Source organism: Methylomonas sp. BW4-1 (assembly GCF_052474385.1).
The window spans coordinates 3,624,289-3,640,519 of sequence record NZ_CP184125.1; the positions used below are offsets into that span (position 1 = coordinate 3,624,289).

The 16,231-nt window shown below is 55.0% G+C and carries 12 protein-coding genes; all 12 read right to left on the reverse strand.

Annotated features, from left to right (window positions below; genetic code table 11):
• Positions 1–3 precede the first annotated feature (3 nt).
• The 12 genes from ACH5Y9_RS16795 to ACH5Y9_RS16850 all read right to left on the reverse strand — a co-directional run bounded on the left by ACH5Y9_RS16795 (position 4) and on the right by ACH5Y9_RS16850 (position 15,637).
• Positions 4–1,248, reverse strand: a complete 1,245-nt coding sequence (locus ACH5Y9_RS16795; protein ID WP_445366914.1) for an O-antigen ligase family protein — start codon at positions 1,246–1,248, stop codon at positions 4–6.
• Between the two features lie 9 nt (positions 1,249–1,257).
• On the reverse strand, positions 1,258–3,612 hold the full coding sequence (locus ACH5Y9_RS16800) for a polysaccharide biosynthesis tyrosine autokinase (RefSeq protein ID WP_445366915.1): 2,355 nt from the start codon (positions 3,610–3,612) through the stop codon (positions 1,258–1,260).
• A 3-nt stretch (positions 3,613–3,615) separates the two neighbouring features.
• Positions 3,616–4,716, reverse strand: a complete 1,101-nt coding sequence (locus ACH5Y9_RS16805; RefSeq protein WP_445366916.1) for a polysaccharide biosynthesis/export family protein — start codon at positions 4,714–4,716, stop codon at positions 3,616–3,618.
• 12 nt (positions 4,717–4,728) lie between these two features.
• Positions 4,729–6,150, reverse strand: coding sequence for an undecaprenyl-phosphate glucose phosphotransferase (locus tag ACH5Y9_RS16810; protein WP_445366917.1), 1,422 nt, complete (start codon positions 6,148–6,150; stop codon positions 4,729–4,731).
• Positions 6,151–6,376: 226 nt separating this feature from the next.
• A complete protein-coding gene (locus tag ACH5Y9_RS16815; protein ID WP_445366918.1) occupies positions 6,377–9,829 on the reverse strand; it encodes a translocation/assembly module TamB domain-containing protein in 3,453 nt (1,150 codons plus the stop codon).
• Positions 9,826–11,556 carry an autotransporter assembly complex protein TamA gene (locus tag ACH5Y9_RS16820; RefSeq protein WP_445366919.1) on the reverse strand — a complete coding sequence of 577 codons (1,731 nt, stop codon included), beginning with the start codon at positions 11,554–11,556 and terminating at the stop codon, positions 9,826–9,828. The genes ACH5Y9_RS16815 and ACH5Y9_RS16820 overlap by 4 nt, the downstream gene beginning before the upstream one ends.
• Before the next feature lie 166 nt (positions 11,557–11,722).
• Positions 11,723–12,997, reverse strand: coding sequence for a (Fe-S)-binding protein (locus ACH5Y9_RS16825; RefSeq protein WP_445366920.1), 1,275 nt, complete (start codon positions 12,995–12,997; stop codon positions 11,723–11,725).
• Position 12,998: 1 nt separating this feature from the next.
• Positions 12,999–13,451, reverse strand: coding sequence for a hypothetical protein (locus ACH5Y9_RS16830; protein WP_445366921.1), 453 nt, complete (start codon positions 13,449–13,451; stop codon positions 12,999–13,001).
• 3 nt (positions 13,452–13,454) lie between these two features.
• Positions 13,455–14,417 (reverse strand): Rossmann-like domain-containing protein, encoded by a 963-nt coding sequence (locus tag ACH5Y9_RS16835; protein WP_445366922.1) that lies wholly within the window; start codon positions 14,415–14,417, stop codon positions 13,455–13,457.
• A gap of 9 nt (positions 14,418–14,426) precedes the next feature.
• A complete protein-coding gene (locus tag ACH5Y9_RS16840; protein ID WP_205453408.1) occupies positions 14,427–14,807 on the reverse strand; it encodes a hypothetical protein in 381 nt (126 codons plus the stop codon).
• Positions 14,804–15,310 (reverse strand): hypothetical protein, encoded by a 507-nt coding sequence (locus ACH5Y9_RS16845; RefSeq protein WP_171696454.1) that lies wholly within the window; start codon positions 15,308–15,310, stop codon positions 14,804–14,806. Before ACH5Y9_RS16845 ends, ACH5Y9_RS16840 begins: the two co-directional genes overlap by 4 nt.
• Positions 15,311–15,313: 3 nt before the next feature.
• A complete protein-coding gene (locus ACH5Y9_RS16850; protein WP_020484886.1) occupies positions 15,314–15,637 on the reverse strand; it encodes a (2Fe-2S) ferredoxin domain-containing protein in 324 nt (107 codons plus the stop codon).
• Positions 15,638–16,231 lie beyond the last annotated feature (594 nt).

Genomic DNA, 16,231 nt, shown 5'->3' on the forward strand with positions numbered 1-16,231 from the left:
TTCCTAAGGTAAACGCGGGGTGTAATCTGTTCTGGCCGACATGGGTTGAACCATTGCCCCGGCTTTAGCCGTGCAGCCCAGTACCATGCCCCACAGCATCATTAACAAGGCGTTCTGCGGAAAATACTCCCACATATTAAAAGTCAGGCCGGCGGCGAAGATAAACATCGTCACCAAGCCTTTGTTTGGGTGGACAGACGTCCGTGTCGTGATCCATAAAAATGTCAGATACGCCAGCAAGCCAATCACACCGTAGCCGTTCAACAAGAATAAATACAGGCTGTCGGAATCGAACTGGCCGGGAAAATACTCGGCACCGAACAGCAGATTGACAGTATTGGAACTCAAACCCAAGCCCCAACCGAACAGCACATCCATCGGATCGTGCACATGATTGGTAAACACCCGCTGCCACAAATCGATCCTGCCGTCCTGGGTGGGATCGGCATCGTCGCGGCCGCTCAATAAGGGGCTGGAGGCCAAAATCAACGCACCCACCGCCAAAATTGGCGCGGGCATCACTAAAGCCCAGCGATCACGTGGTCGCAGTGCGACATACACTTGAAAAAACACCACCAGCAATGAACTGATAAACGCCGTACGCGAGCCGCTGAGCAAGGCCAGAAACACGCTCAACGCCATCCAGCGGCGCATGCCCGGCACCAAGGCAAATACCAACGCGCAAGTCGCCATCGTCGCCCCGAATAAATTAGGACTGACGAAGGTGCCGAACGGCCGACCGCCACCCAACATGGATACACCGAACAAGGGCGGCGCCCACAGCGCTTGGGCTAGCGCCAAACCGGTTTGCAACACCAGGTAATAGCGCAGGTAGCTGGCGAATTTGTACAACACGTAATCGCCGGCACCCAAACGACTGGTGACAAAACCGATCAAGGCTACCGGCAGATATTCGAACACCCGCAGACCGGTCAGCGGCACGACTAGCGGTAAATCCAGATACAAGGCATAGCCCACTTCAAACAACACATAGCTGCAAATCACGCCCAGAAACGCCAACACCGAACTGGTAAAAATTCCGTTACGCAACCGCGGTTCCAGCCAGGCGTAAACGATCAGCACGCCCAACAAAGCCTCGCGCAGAATCCGCAACCCCATTTCCTGCTCGCCGTAGACTTCCTTGATACCGGCCCAAGCCGATTCGACCTGCGGCAGCGAGGCCACCGTTGATGCACCAACCAGCGCAATCAACAGCACCGGTAGGTCTTTTTCCAGGCGGATTCTCATCGTTATTATTTAAACCCGCTCGTCGCTTTCGGCAGGAACCGGCAACAGCTCCCTATCCAACTGCTTACCCAACCAATCGCCCACTGCGTGATATTTATCGCTCCAGCTGGATTCGTCCTTCGGTTCCTGATCCGCGCGTTGGTAGGCATAGCCGTAGTAGGGATAGTAAGACGAGCCTTCCTTCATGTCGTTGATGATGAAACCGTTAGGTTTGATGCCGACTTGTTGGAAGCGGCGGGCGCTGACTTCCAGCTCCTGCGCGGTGTAGCGGCCCTCTTTCACCACCAGAAAGGTGGCGTCGGCGTGCTTACCCAGAATCGCCGCGTCGGTGGCACCCAGAATTGGTGGCGAATCAATGACGATGTGGTTGTAAAAGCTTTTCAGCTGCTCCAGGGTTTCCGACAATTCACCCAGCACCAATAACTCAGCCGGATTCAGCACCATATTGCCGCGCGGGATCAAATCGATACCCACATCCGGCAAGCTGACGATCACTTCGCCCAGCGTAGCCCGGCCTGACAACAAATCGGACAATCCCGGTTGTTTGCCTATCGAAAAGGTGTCGTGCAAGCGGCCGTTGCGCATGTCGGCGTCGATCACCAACACCCGTTTTTTGATGCTGGCCAGCAAGGCCGCCAAGTTAGAGCTAACAAAGGACTTGCCCATGCCTGGCGCGGGGCTGCTGACCATGATCACCTTGCTTTCGTGCTGAGCCAGAGTGGCTTCCAGCGTGGTGCGCAGGCCACGCAGCGACTCAACGGAAATATCCAGCGGATCCTGGCTGACCAGAATACCGTTGTCTTTATCCTTGCCCAGCAAGCGTCCTAATTTATGCTGCTTTTTGCTATGCGGAATCGCGGCAAACAAGGGCAAACCGACTTGATATTCCAATAAGGCCGGATAGTTGTCGTGGCGTTGCAAGGAATGTCTGAGGAAAATCAGGGCCGAACCCAAGCTCAAGCCCAGCAAGCCGGCAATCGCCAACAACAAGCTCGGTTTAGGCCAATAGGGTTTTTCCGGCGTCACCGCGAAGTCGACGATGCGTGAGTTGCCCAAGGAGCCGGCGGCGGCGATGCGTTGTTCCTGGGCGCTGTTCAACAAAGAAGTGTACAACTCGGTGTTGACCTGCACATCGCGCGACAAACTCACCATGTTTTGCTGGGTTTTCGGTAAATCCTTGATGCGTTTTTCCAAAGCCGCCAGCTTGTTATTCACGCGCTTAATCTGGGCATTGGTGGAGATCATGTCCGGATGCTCCGATTCCAAGCGCTGGCTTTGTTCGTCATATTTTTGCTTGAGCTGAATCCCCAAGGTTTCCATGTCCGACGCCTGTTTCAACAGAATTTCGGCTTCAGCGGAAATATCCACCGCGCCATGTTGCTGGCGATACGCGCTCAAACCTTGCTCGGCTTTTTCCAGACGTTCCTTGACGATAGGTAACTGGCTTTCCAGAAAGCCCAGTTTTTGCGAGGCTTCCGCCGATTCCCAATTCACCGTGGCGTTGACGTAAATCGCCGCAATATCGTTCACAGACTTAGCCAGTTGCTCCGGGTCGCGGCCTTTCAATTCCACGCTCAGAATGTCGGTATCTTTGGATACTTCTTTGACTGCAAAAGCTTTTTGCAAAGTTTCGATGGCCGACAGCGCGGTGCGGCGGGTTAATTCAAAATGCGTACCCGGATGCGCTTCCAGCGTTTCGACTTTAATCGTCACCGGGGTTTTCTCGCCGATCTCGGCGCTCAACACTTCGCCGACCTGACCAGCCAGCAATTCGTCGCCGCGCGGGTCGAGCAGTTGAAAACGCCCGGCTTCCAACGCGATCAAGGTAAACTCTTTTTCCAGATAACGATCCGGCACACTGAACGCGGCGATTTTCAGTTTTTCGCCACCCCAAGCCCAGCGGCTGAATCCCCACCAGGCATCGGCTATGCCGTCATGCGCATCGTGCCGACGCGCCAGGGTTTCGCCGATCAACGGAAAAAAGTAAGGCTCGGTTTCGATGGTCAAATTCAGGTTATCCACGACTTTGCCCAACACCGAACGCGAACGCAAAATCTCCACTTCGCGCTGCGCGCGCGGGCTTTCCGCTTCCGCTGGCGCTTGATTGTTTTCGCTGCGTAGCGTCGCGGACAGCAAGGCCTTGTTTTTATCAATCCGCAGCAAAGCATCGGCTTTGTAGGTACGTGGCGCCAACACCAGATACACGGTGGTGATCAGCAACACCGAACACAGCGCGATAAAAATGGTTTTGCGGCCTTCGATCAGCAAATCGACGTAGTCGCGAATACTGACGCTAGGCTCTGGCATCCGCGCCTGATTCAGCGGTTGCAAAACCGGGGTAGCTTCGTTTTGTGAATAAATCATTTGTTACATCCCCATCATCGCGGCTTGCGACATGATTGCGGTAAACGAGCCAGGTAAGATTTGGTTCAGGACCCTAGACCATTGCGTGACACCGGCGGTACCGATGAACAGCGTGTCGTGGGCTTGCAACGGAAATTGATCGGCCAGAATCATCGCATCGGGCGATTCGGCATCCAGTTGGAAAATTTCCGGCTGCATATCGCCGGCGCGAATTACGTAGATGTCGCCGGGCCGCGAGGTATTGAAATCAACTCCGGACGCTTCAGCCAAGGCTTGCGACAAACTCATCCGGCCTTTATTGATCTGGATGGCTTGCTGGCGGTTGGCCTCGCCCATCACAAATACCTTGCTGTCTTTTTGATCGCCGACATTCAACACATCGCCGTCTTTCAACAGCAAATTCTGGGTGGTCAAACCTTTTTCGTACATCGATTGCACATCCAGTTTGTAGAGTTTGCCGTCACGGGCCAACGCCACGTTGGCAAAATCGGAATCTTTGGTCGAGCCGCCGGCGCGGGTGATCGCTTCCGCAACCGTCAATGGCGTTTCGTTCATGGTTTGCACGCCGGGACGCACGACCTCACCCACCACCGCGACTCGGTGCGCCTGGAAGGACAGCACGCGAATGTCGAGTTTGACCTTTTTGAAATATTTGGACAGCTCGCGGGTCAAATCGGCGCGCGCTTCGCTGACGGTTTTGCCGGCCAACTGAATAATGCCGACGTAGGGGTAATACAAGTCGCCGTTCTCATCCACCACTTTACCGGCCAGTTCCGGCATGATTTTCTCGCCACCGGGATCGTTCAGTTCCGGATGCTCCCAGACGGTGATTTGTAATCTATCTTGCGGGCCAATGCGGTAGCTGGCTTTGTTGGGGTCCACCGGCGGCAAATTGTTAATGGCCTGGCGACGGTTCGCCTCGCGTTCGATAATCAGATCCGCGGTAATCGGCACGATGCGGACTTTCTCCTTGACCAATTGCCCGTCTTTTTTCATCGGCATCTCGATTTCGGTTAGACCGTTATCGGTATTCATATCCATGCCCGGCGCCAGGAAACAACCAGGCAAGGTTAAGATCAGCATGATGGGAATCAATCTAAACATGTAAGTGTGTCCTTAGTAGGCGTTTTTATTGATAAAACCGGTCAGCACGGTGCGGAAGGCGATCTCCAAATCAAACCAGAGCGACCAATGCTGGATGTAATACAAATCGTGTTCGATGCGACGGTTGAGGTCGGTGTCGCCGCGCCAGCCGTTGACTTGCGCCCAACCGGTGATGCCGGCTTTGACCATGTGTTTTTTCATGTAGTTGGGGACTTGGTCCTTGAACACTTCGACGAAATCCGGACGCTCGGGGCGTGGGCCGACCAACGACATATCGCCGCGCAACACATTGATCAATTGCGGCAGTTCGTCCAGGCTGGTTTTGCGTAGGAAAGCGCCGAACGGGGTGGCGCGATTCTCACCGGGCTTAGCCCAGACTGCGCCGGTTTTGGCTTCGGCGTCCACCGGCATCGAACGGAATTTCAACATCGTGAACGAACGATTATTCCAACCCACGCGCTCCTGACGATAAAACACCGGGCCACGCGAACTCAGCTTCACACCCACCGCTAAAACCAACATCAGCGGGCTAATCAGCAGCAACAAAATCAAAGCCAAAAGTCGATCTTCGATTTCTTTGATATAACGATTGATGCCATGCAACGGCGATACTGAGAAATCCAGGGTCGGAATACCAGCCACAGTGTTCAAGCTCAGAAATTTGCTTTGTTTGAAGGCAAAGCAGTCGATCACCAAGCGAATGCTGACCGGCAGATGGCGGAGTTGGTATTGGGCGCGTTCGGTCAACGATTCGCCTTGGTAGGCTACCCACACTTCATCAATCGCTTGAGCCGAGATGATGCCCGGCAGGTCTTCCAACTTACCGAGACGCGGCAGTGCGAAATCGTTAATCGAGTTTCTATCATCGCCCCTGTCGTCAACATAACCGACCACTTGCAGGCCAGCCCAGGACGAATGATTCAACTGCCGCGCCACCGCCACCGCCATTTGATTCAATCCGACCATGACGATACGACCCTGCGACCAACCACGAGCCCTTAAGAAACGCAGCACTTGCGACAACACCCCGCGCGCCACCAGCACAAACACCAATCCCAGCACGCCCCAGGAAGCAATCCAGCGATAACTGGAACCGAACCAAAAATGCAATCTGATTAAGGCGACGATGGACACCACCGCCACCAACGCTGAAATCCAAGCTCTGACGATACGGGCAATCTCGCCGCGCATCGCGTCGTTACGCCAGGGCCGATACACCTGCCCTATTTCGAAAAAGATGATGGCGCCCAAAATTCCCAGCGCGATAACGATCCTATAATCCTGATCCACAACATATTCGCGCAACCAAAAATAGTGAGTCACCCAAGCGGCAGCAAACAACATGGCGACGTCGATGACGCGCAGCAACAGAATGACCGTGTGACCGTACTGTTTAAAAAGCCCGTTGAAAATATTTCCCAAACCGAGTGGCATGATGGCTTAACCCCTAAATCGTCTTGATCCAATGACTAAGGGTCACCGTCCCTGGAAACCCAACCTGATGCGAACGGGTTGTTAATCCCTATTCGCTTGGGTAGTAGATTACCGAGACAAGATGAGAGAAAGCCTGAGGGTTTAATTAAGAATGTATTAGAAACGGCTTAACTTTGGATGAAAGGGATTTTAAGCGAATGAATTATGGCCAATGACGCAGCGAGCTTTAGTCAGTGTCAAACTCATAATTGACTTTGACCCGCTGCGATGTGCCGGTTTGGGTTTCCAGATTGATGCTGTCGGTGAGTTTGTATTTCAAAACCAGCAGCGCCTGCTTGCTGAACAGGCCCAGTTTGGTGCCCACATAGGTATTAGCCGTCAGATACTGTCCTGCCGTGACCAGCGTATCGGCAAACGACTTGCCTTGCTGCACTTCAAACTCGTCTATACCCAGTTTCTCGGTTAGCCACGACAACCGCCCCGCGCCATAGGATAAAGCGGCGCTCGCAATCATATTGCCTTCATCCTTACCGGCTTGGTTCAGCGAAGCCCCGGTAATCAAATACGCCAGCGCATCGGACTCCGGCAGGCTGGGCTCCGTATAAATCTTGGTCTGCGGCGCAGTGGCCGAACCACTCACCTGCAACACGGCCGTCACTTTCTGATCCTTGGAAACCCGATAGGCTTCGACGTCCAGCCACGGGCGATCAATCGGACCATTAAATAAAAACCGGCCCTTACGCAACTTCAGATCTTGTCCATAACTTCGGTAACGGCCGTCGGCCATATCGATGGCGCCATGCAAGGCAAGACGTCTATCAAGTTTCAGAAATTGCAGCTGTCCGGTCAGTTTTGTATCCAAACCAAGCCCGGAAAAAGTGACTTGCCGCCCCAATTGAATCGCCACGTCAGCGTCGATACCCGGTGGCGCTTCGATAGCCTGATCCGAGTCCGTTTTGCCGACGATCACCTCATCGCGACTGACCGCCACCGCACTGGCCGGCAGCTCTTTGATTTTATCCATGGCTTTGTCAATTCCCAACGCTCCGGTCACTTTGGCATCACCACGGGCCGAGCGGCCCAGCTTAAGATGCGGTGCGATGGTCACTTCGGCTTCTGGCAACTTAGCCACCTCAAAGTCATTGCCAAGCACATCAAGATCGGCAATGCCATCCAGGCCCAACAAACCATCGATGGCAAGCCGACCGCCGCCAGAACGAAGGCTGCCGTGTACTTGAAGTTGCTGATCATCATTCACGGCATCGGCATGCAACTGAATATCGGACAAAACAATACCCAGTTCATCAATTTGTAAGCGGCCATCCTCCAAACTCAGACGCCCCTGAGCAACTGGCTGAGGCAGCGTGCCCCCCAATTTCAGATCGGCACCGAATCGCCCCTTAAGCCCGGACATATTGGGCACCAGATCCTGAAACAAACCAAGATCGTTGATTTTTGCCGCCAGATTTCCGGCCAAGCTCTGTCCGGGACCTTGATCCAGTTGCAACTGAGCGCGGATAAAGTCGCTACCGTCAGTCGCCAAATCAAGATCGGCAGTCAGACGCTCGCCAGCGAGATTGCCGAACAGAACGGCCTTGCGAAACGGCACCACCAACCCATTCCGGCCAACCGGCAGCGACACGCCGGCGTCTGCCAGCGCCAATCGATAATCCCCCTGCAAACCGCTCCCGCGTTTGCGAACCTCCGCAGTCGCGGCTAAGCTGCCAAAAAGTTGCCAATGCGCCGGCAGATAAGCGCTTAGCAAATCCAACGGATAGTCGCTGACCCGCCCCTGACCGCTCAGATCGCCATTTGCCAGATAATCGCCCTGCAAACAGATTAACGCACTCGCTTGCGTCAGACAGGTATCGGCCAAGCGCACATCGGCACCGGCAGGCCGCTGCTCTATCGTCAGGGCAGCGGCTTGGCGCAATTCCCAGGCACCGAGTCGAGGGACTTGCAAGGATAAAGCCTGCAACGCCCCTTGCCAGCGCGGTGCTTGCCAGCCGCCGGCCAGCGCCAGCGCCAATTGCCCCTGCGGCACACGGACATCCAGGCTAACGCTGTGTTTTGCTGAACTGCCGCTGGCGGCTATCGCCACGCTGTCGATTGTGTCGTGACCGCTAAGTACATGTTGGGCATGCATTTGTAGCCGGATTTGGGCGTTTGGCTGAAAATCCAAGGTCAGATCAAATGCGCCGACTTGCTGTTGCGCATAGCCAAGCCCCGCAGCCTGCGCCGTCAACTCAATATCCGGCAAATGCCAATCGCCGCGCAGAAGACCGTTAACATGCGCTTTGCCGCGCAGACCGGGCCACAAACCGGCTAAAGCCGGCGTATGCAAATCAAAGCGAAGCGCGGATTCAGCCGGACCCAAACGGCCATCAGCGTGTAACCGATTGGCACCTGACGACAGTTGTAACTGATCGACCGCCACAACCTGCCCGTCCAGCGCAAATTTTCCCCCACCGCTCAACGGCTTGCCGAGCAATTGACCATCCAGCCTATGCAGTTGCGCCTTAAACTGCGGCGCGCCCGTGTTCAAATTTCCCTCGACATCCCCATCAAGCGATAAGCGCCCCGGCAAATCCGGCACCAATACCGCCGGGTTAAAATCTCTGGCGTGCGCGTGCAAAGCAAATTCGACGGCGTCCTGCCAGGCAATCGCGCCGTCGACAGCCAAGCTGCCTGCCTTGGACGCCACCAGGAATCGTTGGAGTTTGGCAGACGTCGGCGTACCGTCCATCGCCAGCTCCACGTGTGCATCCGGTAACTCGGCTCGCCGCACATCGGCGGTCAGCTTGGCCTGATAGGCTGAGAAATTACCCTGCAACGCCAGCGAACCCTGCGGACTTGTCAAATGCGGAAGATCGCCGACCAAGGGCCAGCGCGCATCGACCCAATCGCCTTGCAATGTAAAGCCGGGGGCTTGTAACAGCTCATCAATCTGACCGTGCAAGGTCGCAGCGAATGGTCCTGAAGCGTTGATGTCCAGTACCAAGCGCTTCAGATCGCCGCTGAATTTGCTCGCTGCCTGCCAGTTGCCATATTCGGCCGAACGCAACTGACACTTCGCGTTCAGCGCCAGTGGATAGCCGCCACCTAAGCCCAACCATCCATTTAGATCAAGCTGATAGTCCGCAGCCTCAGCGACCATATGGGTTAAATGCAAGCGGCCGCCTTCGGTGTTGGCAGACAAAGTGAGATTTGGGAGATCGTGACGTTGCCCGGACTGGATGAATGTAGCATCGTTAACCGTCAAACGATCCAAGCGCAGCGCCAGCGGCACGGGTAACGAGGCTTCCGGGTCAAAATGACTGCTGCTATCCGCCTGCTGAGTGCCCGGCTCCAGGGTCAATTCCAGGCCCTCGGTGGCGATCTCGTCGATCTGCAATGCGCCTTTCAACAAAGCAAGCGGAGACCAAGCCAGCGAGAGGTAGCGGAGTTTGAGTTGAGTGCCATCGGCATGGTACTGCACCCCTGCCAACTGCAAACGATGCAACAGGGTGCCGTCGATGTTGTTAATGCTGGTCTCGGTCGGCAATACTTGCTGAATCAGCCAGCGACTTCCCGACTGGCTGTTGGCCATAGCCAGCACGACCGCCAACAGCAGCAACAGCAAAGGCAGTACCAGTAGTAGCCTCCGCAGATACCTCCCAGGCCAGCGCCATAGGCTCATAAACGTGTCCCTGCGGCAAAATGGACTTGAAACGAGGAGTCGGCGGGTTGCAGGGGCACGGCAAAATCCAGGCGTACCAAACCAATCGGCGAGTACCAACGCACCCCCAAACCCACACCGGTCTTCACTTGAATGCCGTCCAAATTATAGGCATTGCCGGCATCGATAAAGGCGGCCGCCCCCCAATTGTCGAGTACCGAGTGTTCATATTCAACGCTGACCACACTCAAAAAACGCCCGCCCACTACCGCGCCCGTAGCGTCCTTAGGTCCCAGTTCTTTGTAACTGTAACCACGTATGCTGTTCATACCGCCGGCAAAATAACGATAGGTAGTGGGTAGCTTGTCGAAATTATCCACCAGCGTAGCGCCTTGCTCGCCACGCAGCACAATGCGTCCCACGTCGCCAACGGGGTGCATCCACACGCCCGCCACAGACCCTTGCAGCATACTGATATGGGACAGCGGGCTTTTGTAGCTGCCATCCACTGAGAACTCCAATCGATAACCGCGTGTCGGTCGAAGCGGATTGTCCGATACCGAACGCAACCAACTGCCGCCGGGTAACAGCAATAGCGTCGTGTCGGTCGTATTCGCCGCCGTATACTTCTCGTAACTGTAGTCAATGAACAATGTCTGCTTCCAGCCACTGGTGAATGCGTGCTTCAAGCGCGCCGATAATTTCCCTGCCCACGAGGTATAACTGGTCGTGTCTTCGCGTTTCACACCCGCACCAAAGCTCAAGGAGTCGTTGAGCGGATCATCCAGCGGCACGGTGTATTCAGCACCGGCTGTAGCCAAGACCGGCGATAGATCGAGTTCCGCGTTAAAATAATGGCCCTGCGAATTGATTAGACGATTGAGATAGGTCCCACTGACCAAAGGCCCCTTATCGGTGTCGTATCCCAAACCCATCCCGTAATGATGGCGCTTGTTCGGATACAGACTTAGCATGACGGGCACCTGCCTATCGGCTATGCCGGCTAAATCCGGATGAATATCCACCGATTTGAAATAGCCGCTGTTGGACAGCGCATTGTGCGTATCGGCTAGCTTATGACTATCGTAATACTCGCCGGTTTTGACCTTGACCAACTTGGCAACAAACGTGGGATCAAGAACAGCCTGGTCAATCTTGACTTCGCCAAAATAAAGACGCGGTCCCGCATCGTAATGCAGCACAATATCGGCCCGATCTTCAGAAGGATCGACGCGCAATCGACTCGTGGCAAAGCGGCCTTGCAAGTAACCACGCTCTAAGGCCAATGCCTCGATTTGTTTTTTTAAGGCTTCATAATGCCCGTGATGCAACGGGCTGCCTACTTTGGCGGATAACTTTTCTCGCAAGCTCGCGAATGCCGGATCGTCAACTGCTTCACCGAGAAATTGCACGTCAATCGCAGTCACGCGCATCGGCTCGCCAGGTTTAATGACAAAGCGCGCTTGCCAACAGTCGGCCTTAATATCCAGATTTTTTTCTAGGCTGACGTGGTAGTGACCTAACGCGCGTAACGCATCGTCGATCTCCTGATCGGCCTTGAGGAACAGACTATTGATTTTCCAATCAGGCGCCTTGCAGTCCTGCTCACGCAGAGACAAGCTGATTTCAACATTCCTTAATAATTCACCGTCTATGCCCTGAATCACGACATCGGCCGAGGCCTCTAACGTCTCAAAGAGGCCGACCAAAACCACCGCGTACAAGTGGAATCGATAGTTACCGGTCATCTTGGGTCATCGAAACAGGTCATAGGGAGCGCTGAAGAGGTAGCGCAACCACTTTACCAGTGATCCAGCCCGCCTAGCAAACTGCAACCTGAGTAGTCTCGGCTAAGCGCTTGGCTACTCTACGGTGCCAAGATTGGCTATGAAGCCAAGGTATGAAGTGGTAAACCTACACCCTGTCCGCCAACAAGCGTATCGGATGCACTAGCTTGCGCGCGGTCTCGGCGCGTTCGGCATTCAGGTAAAACGCGCAGCTGAAATTACTGCTAACCACCACATCCGCACCGGAGCCTTCGATGGCCTGGCGCTTGGCGTTGCGCAGTTGCTGGGCGTTTTCCGGGTGGCTGAGCATGTAACTGCCGCCGGCACCGCAACAGAGTTGATTGTCCGGCAAGGCTTCGATGTTCAAACCGGGGATTTTCCGCAGCAGATCGTGAACGGCACGGCCGTTTTTCAACACATTACGCTGGCTGCACGGCTCGTGCACCGCCACATTCATATTGGACGCGGCAGGCTCCAAGTTCTTCGGCCAATGTTCCAATAAAAATTCGTTGATGTCCTGCAGGCGCTTGGCAAACCAACCGGCAGTTTCGCTATTATCGCCTTCGTACTCGCTCAACATCGCGCCGCAGCCACTGGCCACGTAGATCACCGCGTCCACTTCCAATTGGTAAAACGCTTCGATATTTTTCTCTTTCAAGGCTTGCGCGGAACAGCCGTTGTGCTGATGAATGGCGCCGCAGCAGCCCTGGCCTTCCGGCACCACCACTTCATAGCCTATGGTGTTGAGCAATTTGATCGCGGCCCGTTGGGTGGCGCGGTCGAAATGCTCGGCCAGACAGCCGGTAAACAAGGCCACCCGCCCGCGCTGCCGCTGGCGTCTGCCGACCGGATAAATCCCGGCCAAACTGCCCAAGGCCGGCTCGTTCAGCAAACTTTCGGCGGTATCTAATTTTAATTTGCGCAGCAAGCCGCTGGCTCTCAGGGGTTTTCGCAGGCCGGAACGTAAATACAAAGACAGCAAGGGTAATAACATCCGCCGCCGGCGTTTGTGTTCAATAAAGTACATCGCCAACTTGGCTAACCAAGGGCGGACCGCCTCTTTCTGCAATTTCGCTCGGGCTTGATCGAACAAGGCGCCGTAACTCATCCGGCTGGGACAGGCAGTTTCGCAAGCGCGGCATTGCAGGCAATTATCCAAATGGGCGCGCTCTTCAGCGCTGATGGGTACATCCTCCACCAAGATTTTGCTGATGGTGCGGATACGTTGCCGGGGCGTTTCGGCGTCAACTTCGAACAAACGAAAAGTCGGGCAGCTGCTGACACACATGCCGCAGCGCATACATTCGCTGGCTTCCGGGATATACGGACCGTTGGGCGCAGGCGACCCCGAGCCGTCATCGCCCGTAAATTCGCCCATGCCAAAATCCATCATATCGAACATGTTAGCCCTCCATCATTTTGGTGTAAGCCCGGCGCAACAACTCCATTTCAGCTGGCGGCCGACCGCGCAACTCCGGCAAGGTGCGCATGTGGCAACCCAAGGACTGCATCAAGCGGTGCGGCGGATCCAGCAGTTTGAAACGCGCCATGTATACGGTGACGGTACCTTTTGGGGTATCGACATGCTCTTTAAAACCCGCTTCGGCATAGAGTAAATCGTTATCAAACCCCAGCAGACGATTGATGGCATTAACCAGCGTTGCCGGGTGCACGGTGATTTTTCCGTCGTTTACCGTCGCATCTTCATCAAAAGCGACCGACAGCGGCGGCAAGGATTGCGGAAAGCACACGCTGCCGCCGGCCTGCTGGGCAAACAAGGTCAAGGCGCTAATATCGCCTTTGTACATCAATAACAATCGGTGGCTATCGAACGCCTCCGGCACTGCGTTGTTCATTGCTTAGCCAGGCGCACAATTGTCCCACAGCGATTTAAAGCTGCTATCCAAGCGCGACAGCCGGCTGTTGATTTGGTCCAACAATGAGTAATGCGGGAAGCGCGCCTTATTGCCGTCGCGATACCATTGCTCCATCGCTTCGGTCAGTTGGGTTCTTTCGTTAAAACAATCGGCGATTTGCTGCTTCAACCAGCTAATACTGCTTTGCGGGGCCAGTTCCGCCACGCGGTAGCGTAAGCCGTTATTAAAGATCCGCACGCCACCGCCCTGCGCGGCGGTGTGATACAAGGCTGCTTGATCAACAACTTCCACCCCGGCCAGATAATCGATGCCAAACTCATGCAACTGCGGCAGCCACGGTACGGTGGGGCCCATCAACACGGTTTTGGCGTGACTGGATAGCTCCACCAAGCGCGGAAAGGTTTTATTCGGAATACTGCTGGCGGTCAAAAACACCCAGTCGGCTTGCGGCAATAAAAACTCACACGCGGAATCCGGCAGATCGGCGGCGGACGGTTGTCGCTCCAAAATGGTTAAGTGCACTTTGTCTTGATAGCGTTCGATGCCCGGATAACGGCCGATCACCACCACGTTTTTGCCATTCAGCTGCGGCAAAAAATGCTCGAACACCGCCAGATTGGCGTGTTCGTCGTGACTGTCCAACACCAGCGAATCCGGTAAAGGCCGAGCGTTGATGCAACTGTTGATAGCTGCCATGGCAACCGTGGCTTTATACGGTTCCCATTCGGTAATCCAGGCGGCCAAATCCGTCACCGGTTTGCCCACCAAGGTGCCCGACCACGGCAAGGTGCGCGTGTTCTGCCCCGGACTCATCGCCAAGCCGGCGGTCGCCCGGCCCTGACTTTGGCACACAGTCCAGACCAAACCGATCATCAGGTTGTCCACCACGGCATCGCTGCTGCAATAGTCCAGCAGCAGTTCGTACAAGCGTTTTGGGTTAGCCATTGCCCCCCCTTATTGCGGGATGTCTAGCAATTTTGCTTCGGTTTTGATGTTGTCTTGCTGGCCCCAGGCATTAATGGCCTCGACGAACCATTGTTTTTTGGTCGGGTGCGGCTGCACAACATCGTATTCGGCATAAAAACTGCCGTCGCCATGAAATTTAATCTGACCGATGCGCTGCTTACCGGCATTGTACCAATAACCCACCAGATCCTGGGTTTGGGTAAACGGGTCGGTGACTAAACTGAACTCGGCACTATCGAATTTCGGCAAACTGAGTTCGGTTTGTAACGGAAAGCCCAACTTGACGATATTTTCTATAATGCGTTGACAGACTGTCTCGCCGAAAGCCCGCCGCGCCGAGACCTGCTCGGCAACCCGTTCGCTGGTCATGCGGCATCCTCCAGCACGGCGTCGGCCAAATCCATAATCACCGAGGCGCCGGAACGGTCTTCCGGATCAAGCGCGCGCATCAACACCAGTATGGACTGGGCTTCCGCATCCAATTGCCGCCGCAGTTTGATAAAGGCTAGCGCTTTTAAACTGTAGAGATAAAACAGCGCGACGTCGCTGGCGTACATATCCCACTGCGCCAACTCGCGGCCCAATTGCCGATAGTCGGCCGGAAAACCACCCTGCCGGGCCGCTTCGTTTAGCGCCGCCATCACTTCAAGCTCGGCTTCCAGCAAACGGCCTTGGTAAAAATAGAACTTATACAAGGCAAAATAGGTTTGCAGGCAAGTAGCGTCCAAAGCCTGAGCCTGTCTGAAATATTTTTCCGCCAAAGGCTTGTCCGCATGACTGGCCGCTACCGCCATCTGCAACAGTTTATTCACCTCTTCCGGCACATCCGGACTGAATAACACCCGTTCTTCAAAAAAGCCGAGCTGACTCATGGATTACCAGACCTCGGCGGGCGCAACCAACGCGGCGACCGGCTCGCCACCCAACAAATGCTGATCGATGATGGTTTTGACATCATCTTTGGTGACTTTGCCGTACATCACCCCTTCCGGATAGACCAACACGCTGGGGCCGAGCATGCAAGGGCCCATGCAACCGGTATTGGTTAGGCCGATTTTCTCGAACAGGTTGCGGGCCTGAATTTGATTCATGAACTCGTTCATCACCTCGGCACAACCACTGGCGGTACAGGAGCCGCGCGGATGGCCTTGCGGACGGGCTTGAGTGCAGACGAATACGTGTTTATCGGGACGAGGCATAGTGGGATTCCTTATGGTTTAACTAAAAATAAGGTGTCGCTATCGCGACGAATTCATTGATGTCGGTTCTCGGACCGACAACCGAGACACTTTCTTTTGCTCCGCCAAAAGAAAGTATCCAAAGAAAAGGCGGCCCGGATGCCGCTTGTTCCCTGCGCTCCTCGCTTTTGAACGGGGTTGCCGAAAGGGGCTTCCTGCCCCTTCGGCAACGCGCCGCATCCATGCGGCACCCCTACGGGCTGATCCGTTCAAAAGCTCCGGTGCTCGGCGCGGCATACGGGAAAAAACCAATCTACTCTCAGTATTCGTCGATTAAGCCCAGCTGCTCCAGTTCCTTATAAGCTTATTTCCCTGAGCTATCGCTCAATTCCAGGACGGGTTACTCCCCCCTATGCCGCGCCGAGCACCGTAGCGTTTATCGAGATTAGCCCGAAGGGGTGCGGCAGGGATGCCGCACGTCGGCGGAGGGGCTGGGAAGCCCCTTCTGCCGACCCTCGATAAACGCTGCGGCGCGCAGGATCAAAGCGGCATCGGGGTGGCCTTTCTTTTGGTGACTTTTCTTTGGCCAAGCAAAGAAAAGTCACTCGGCTGTCG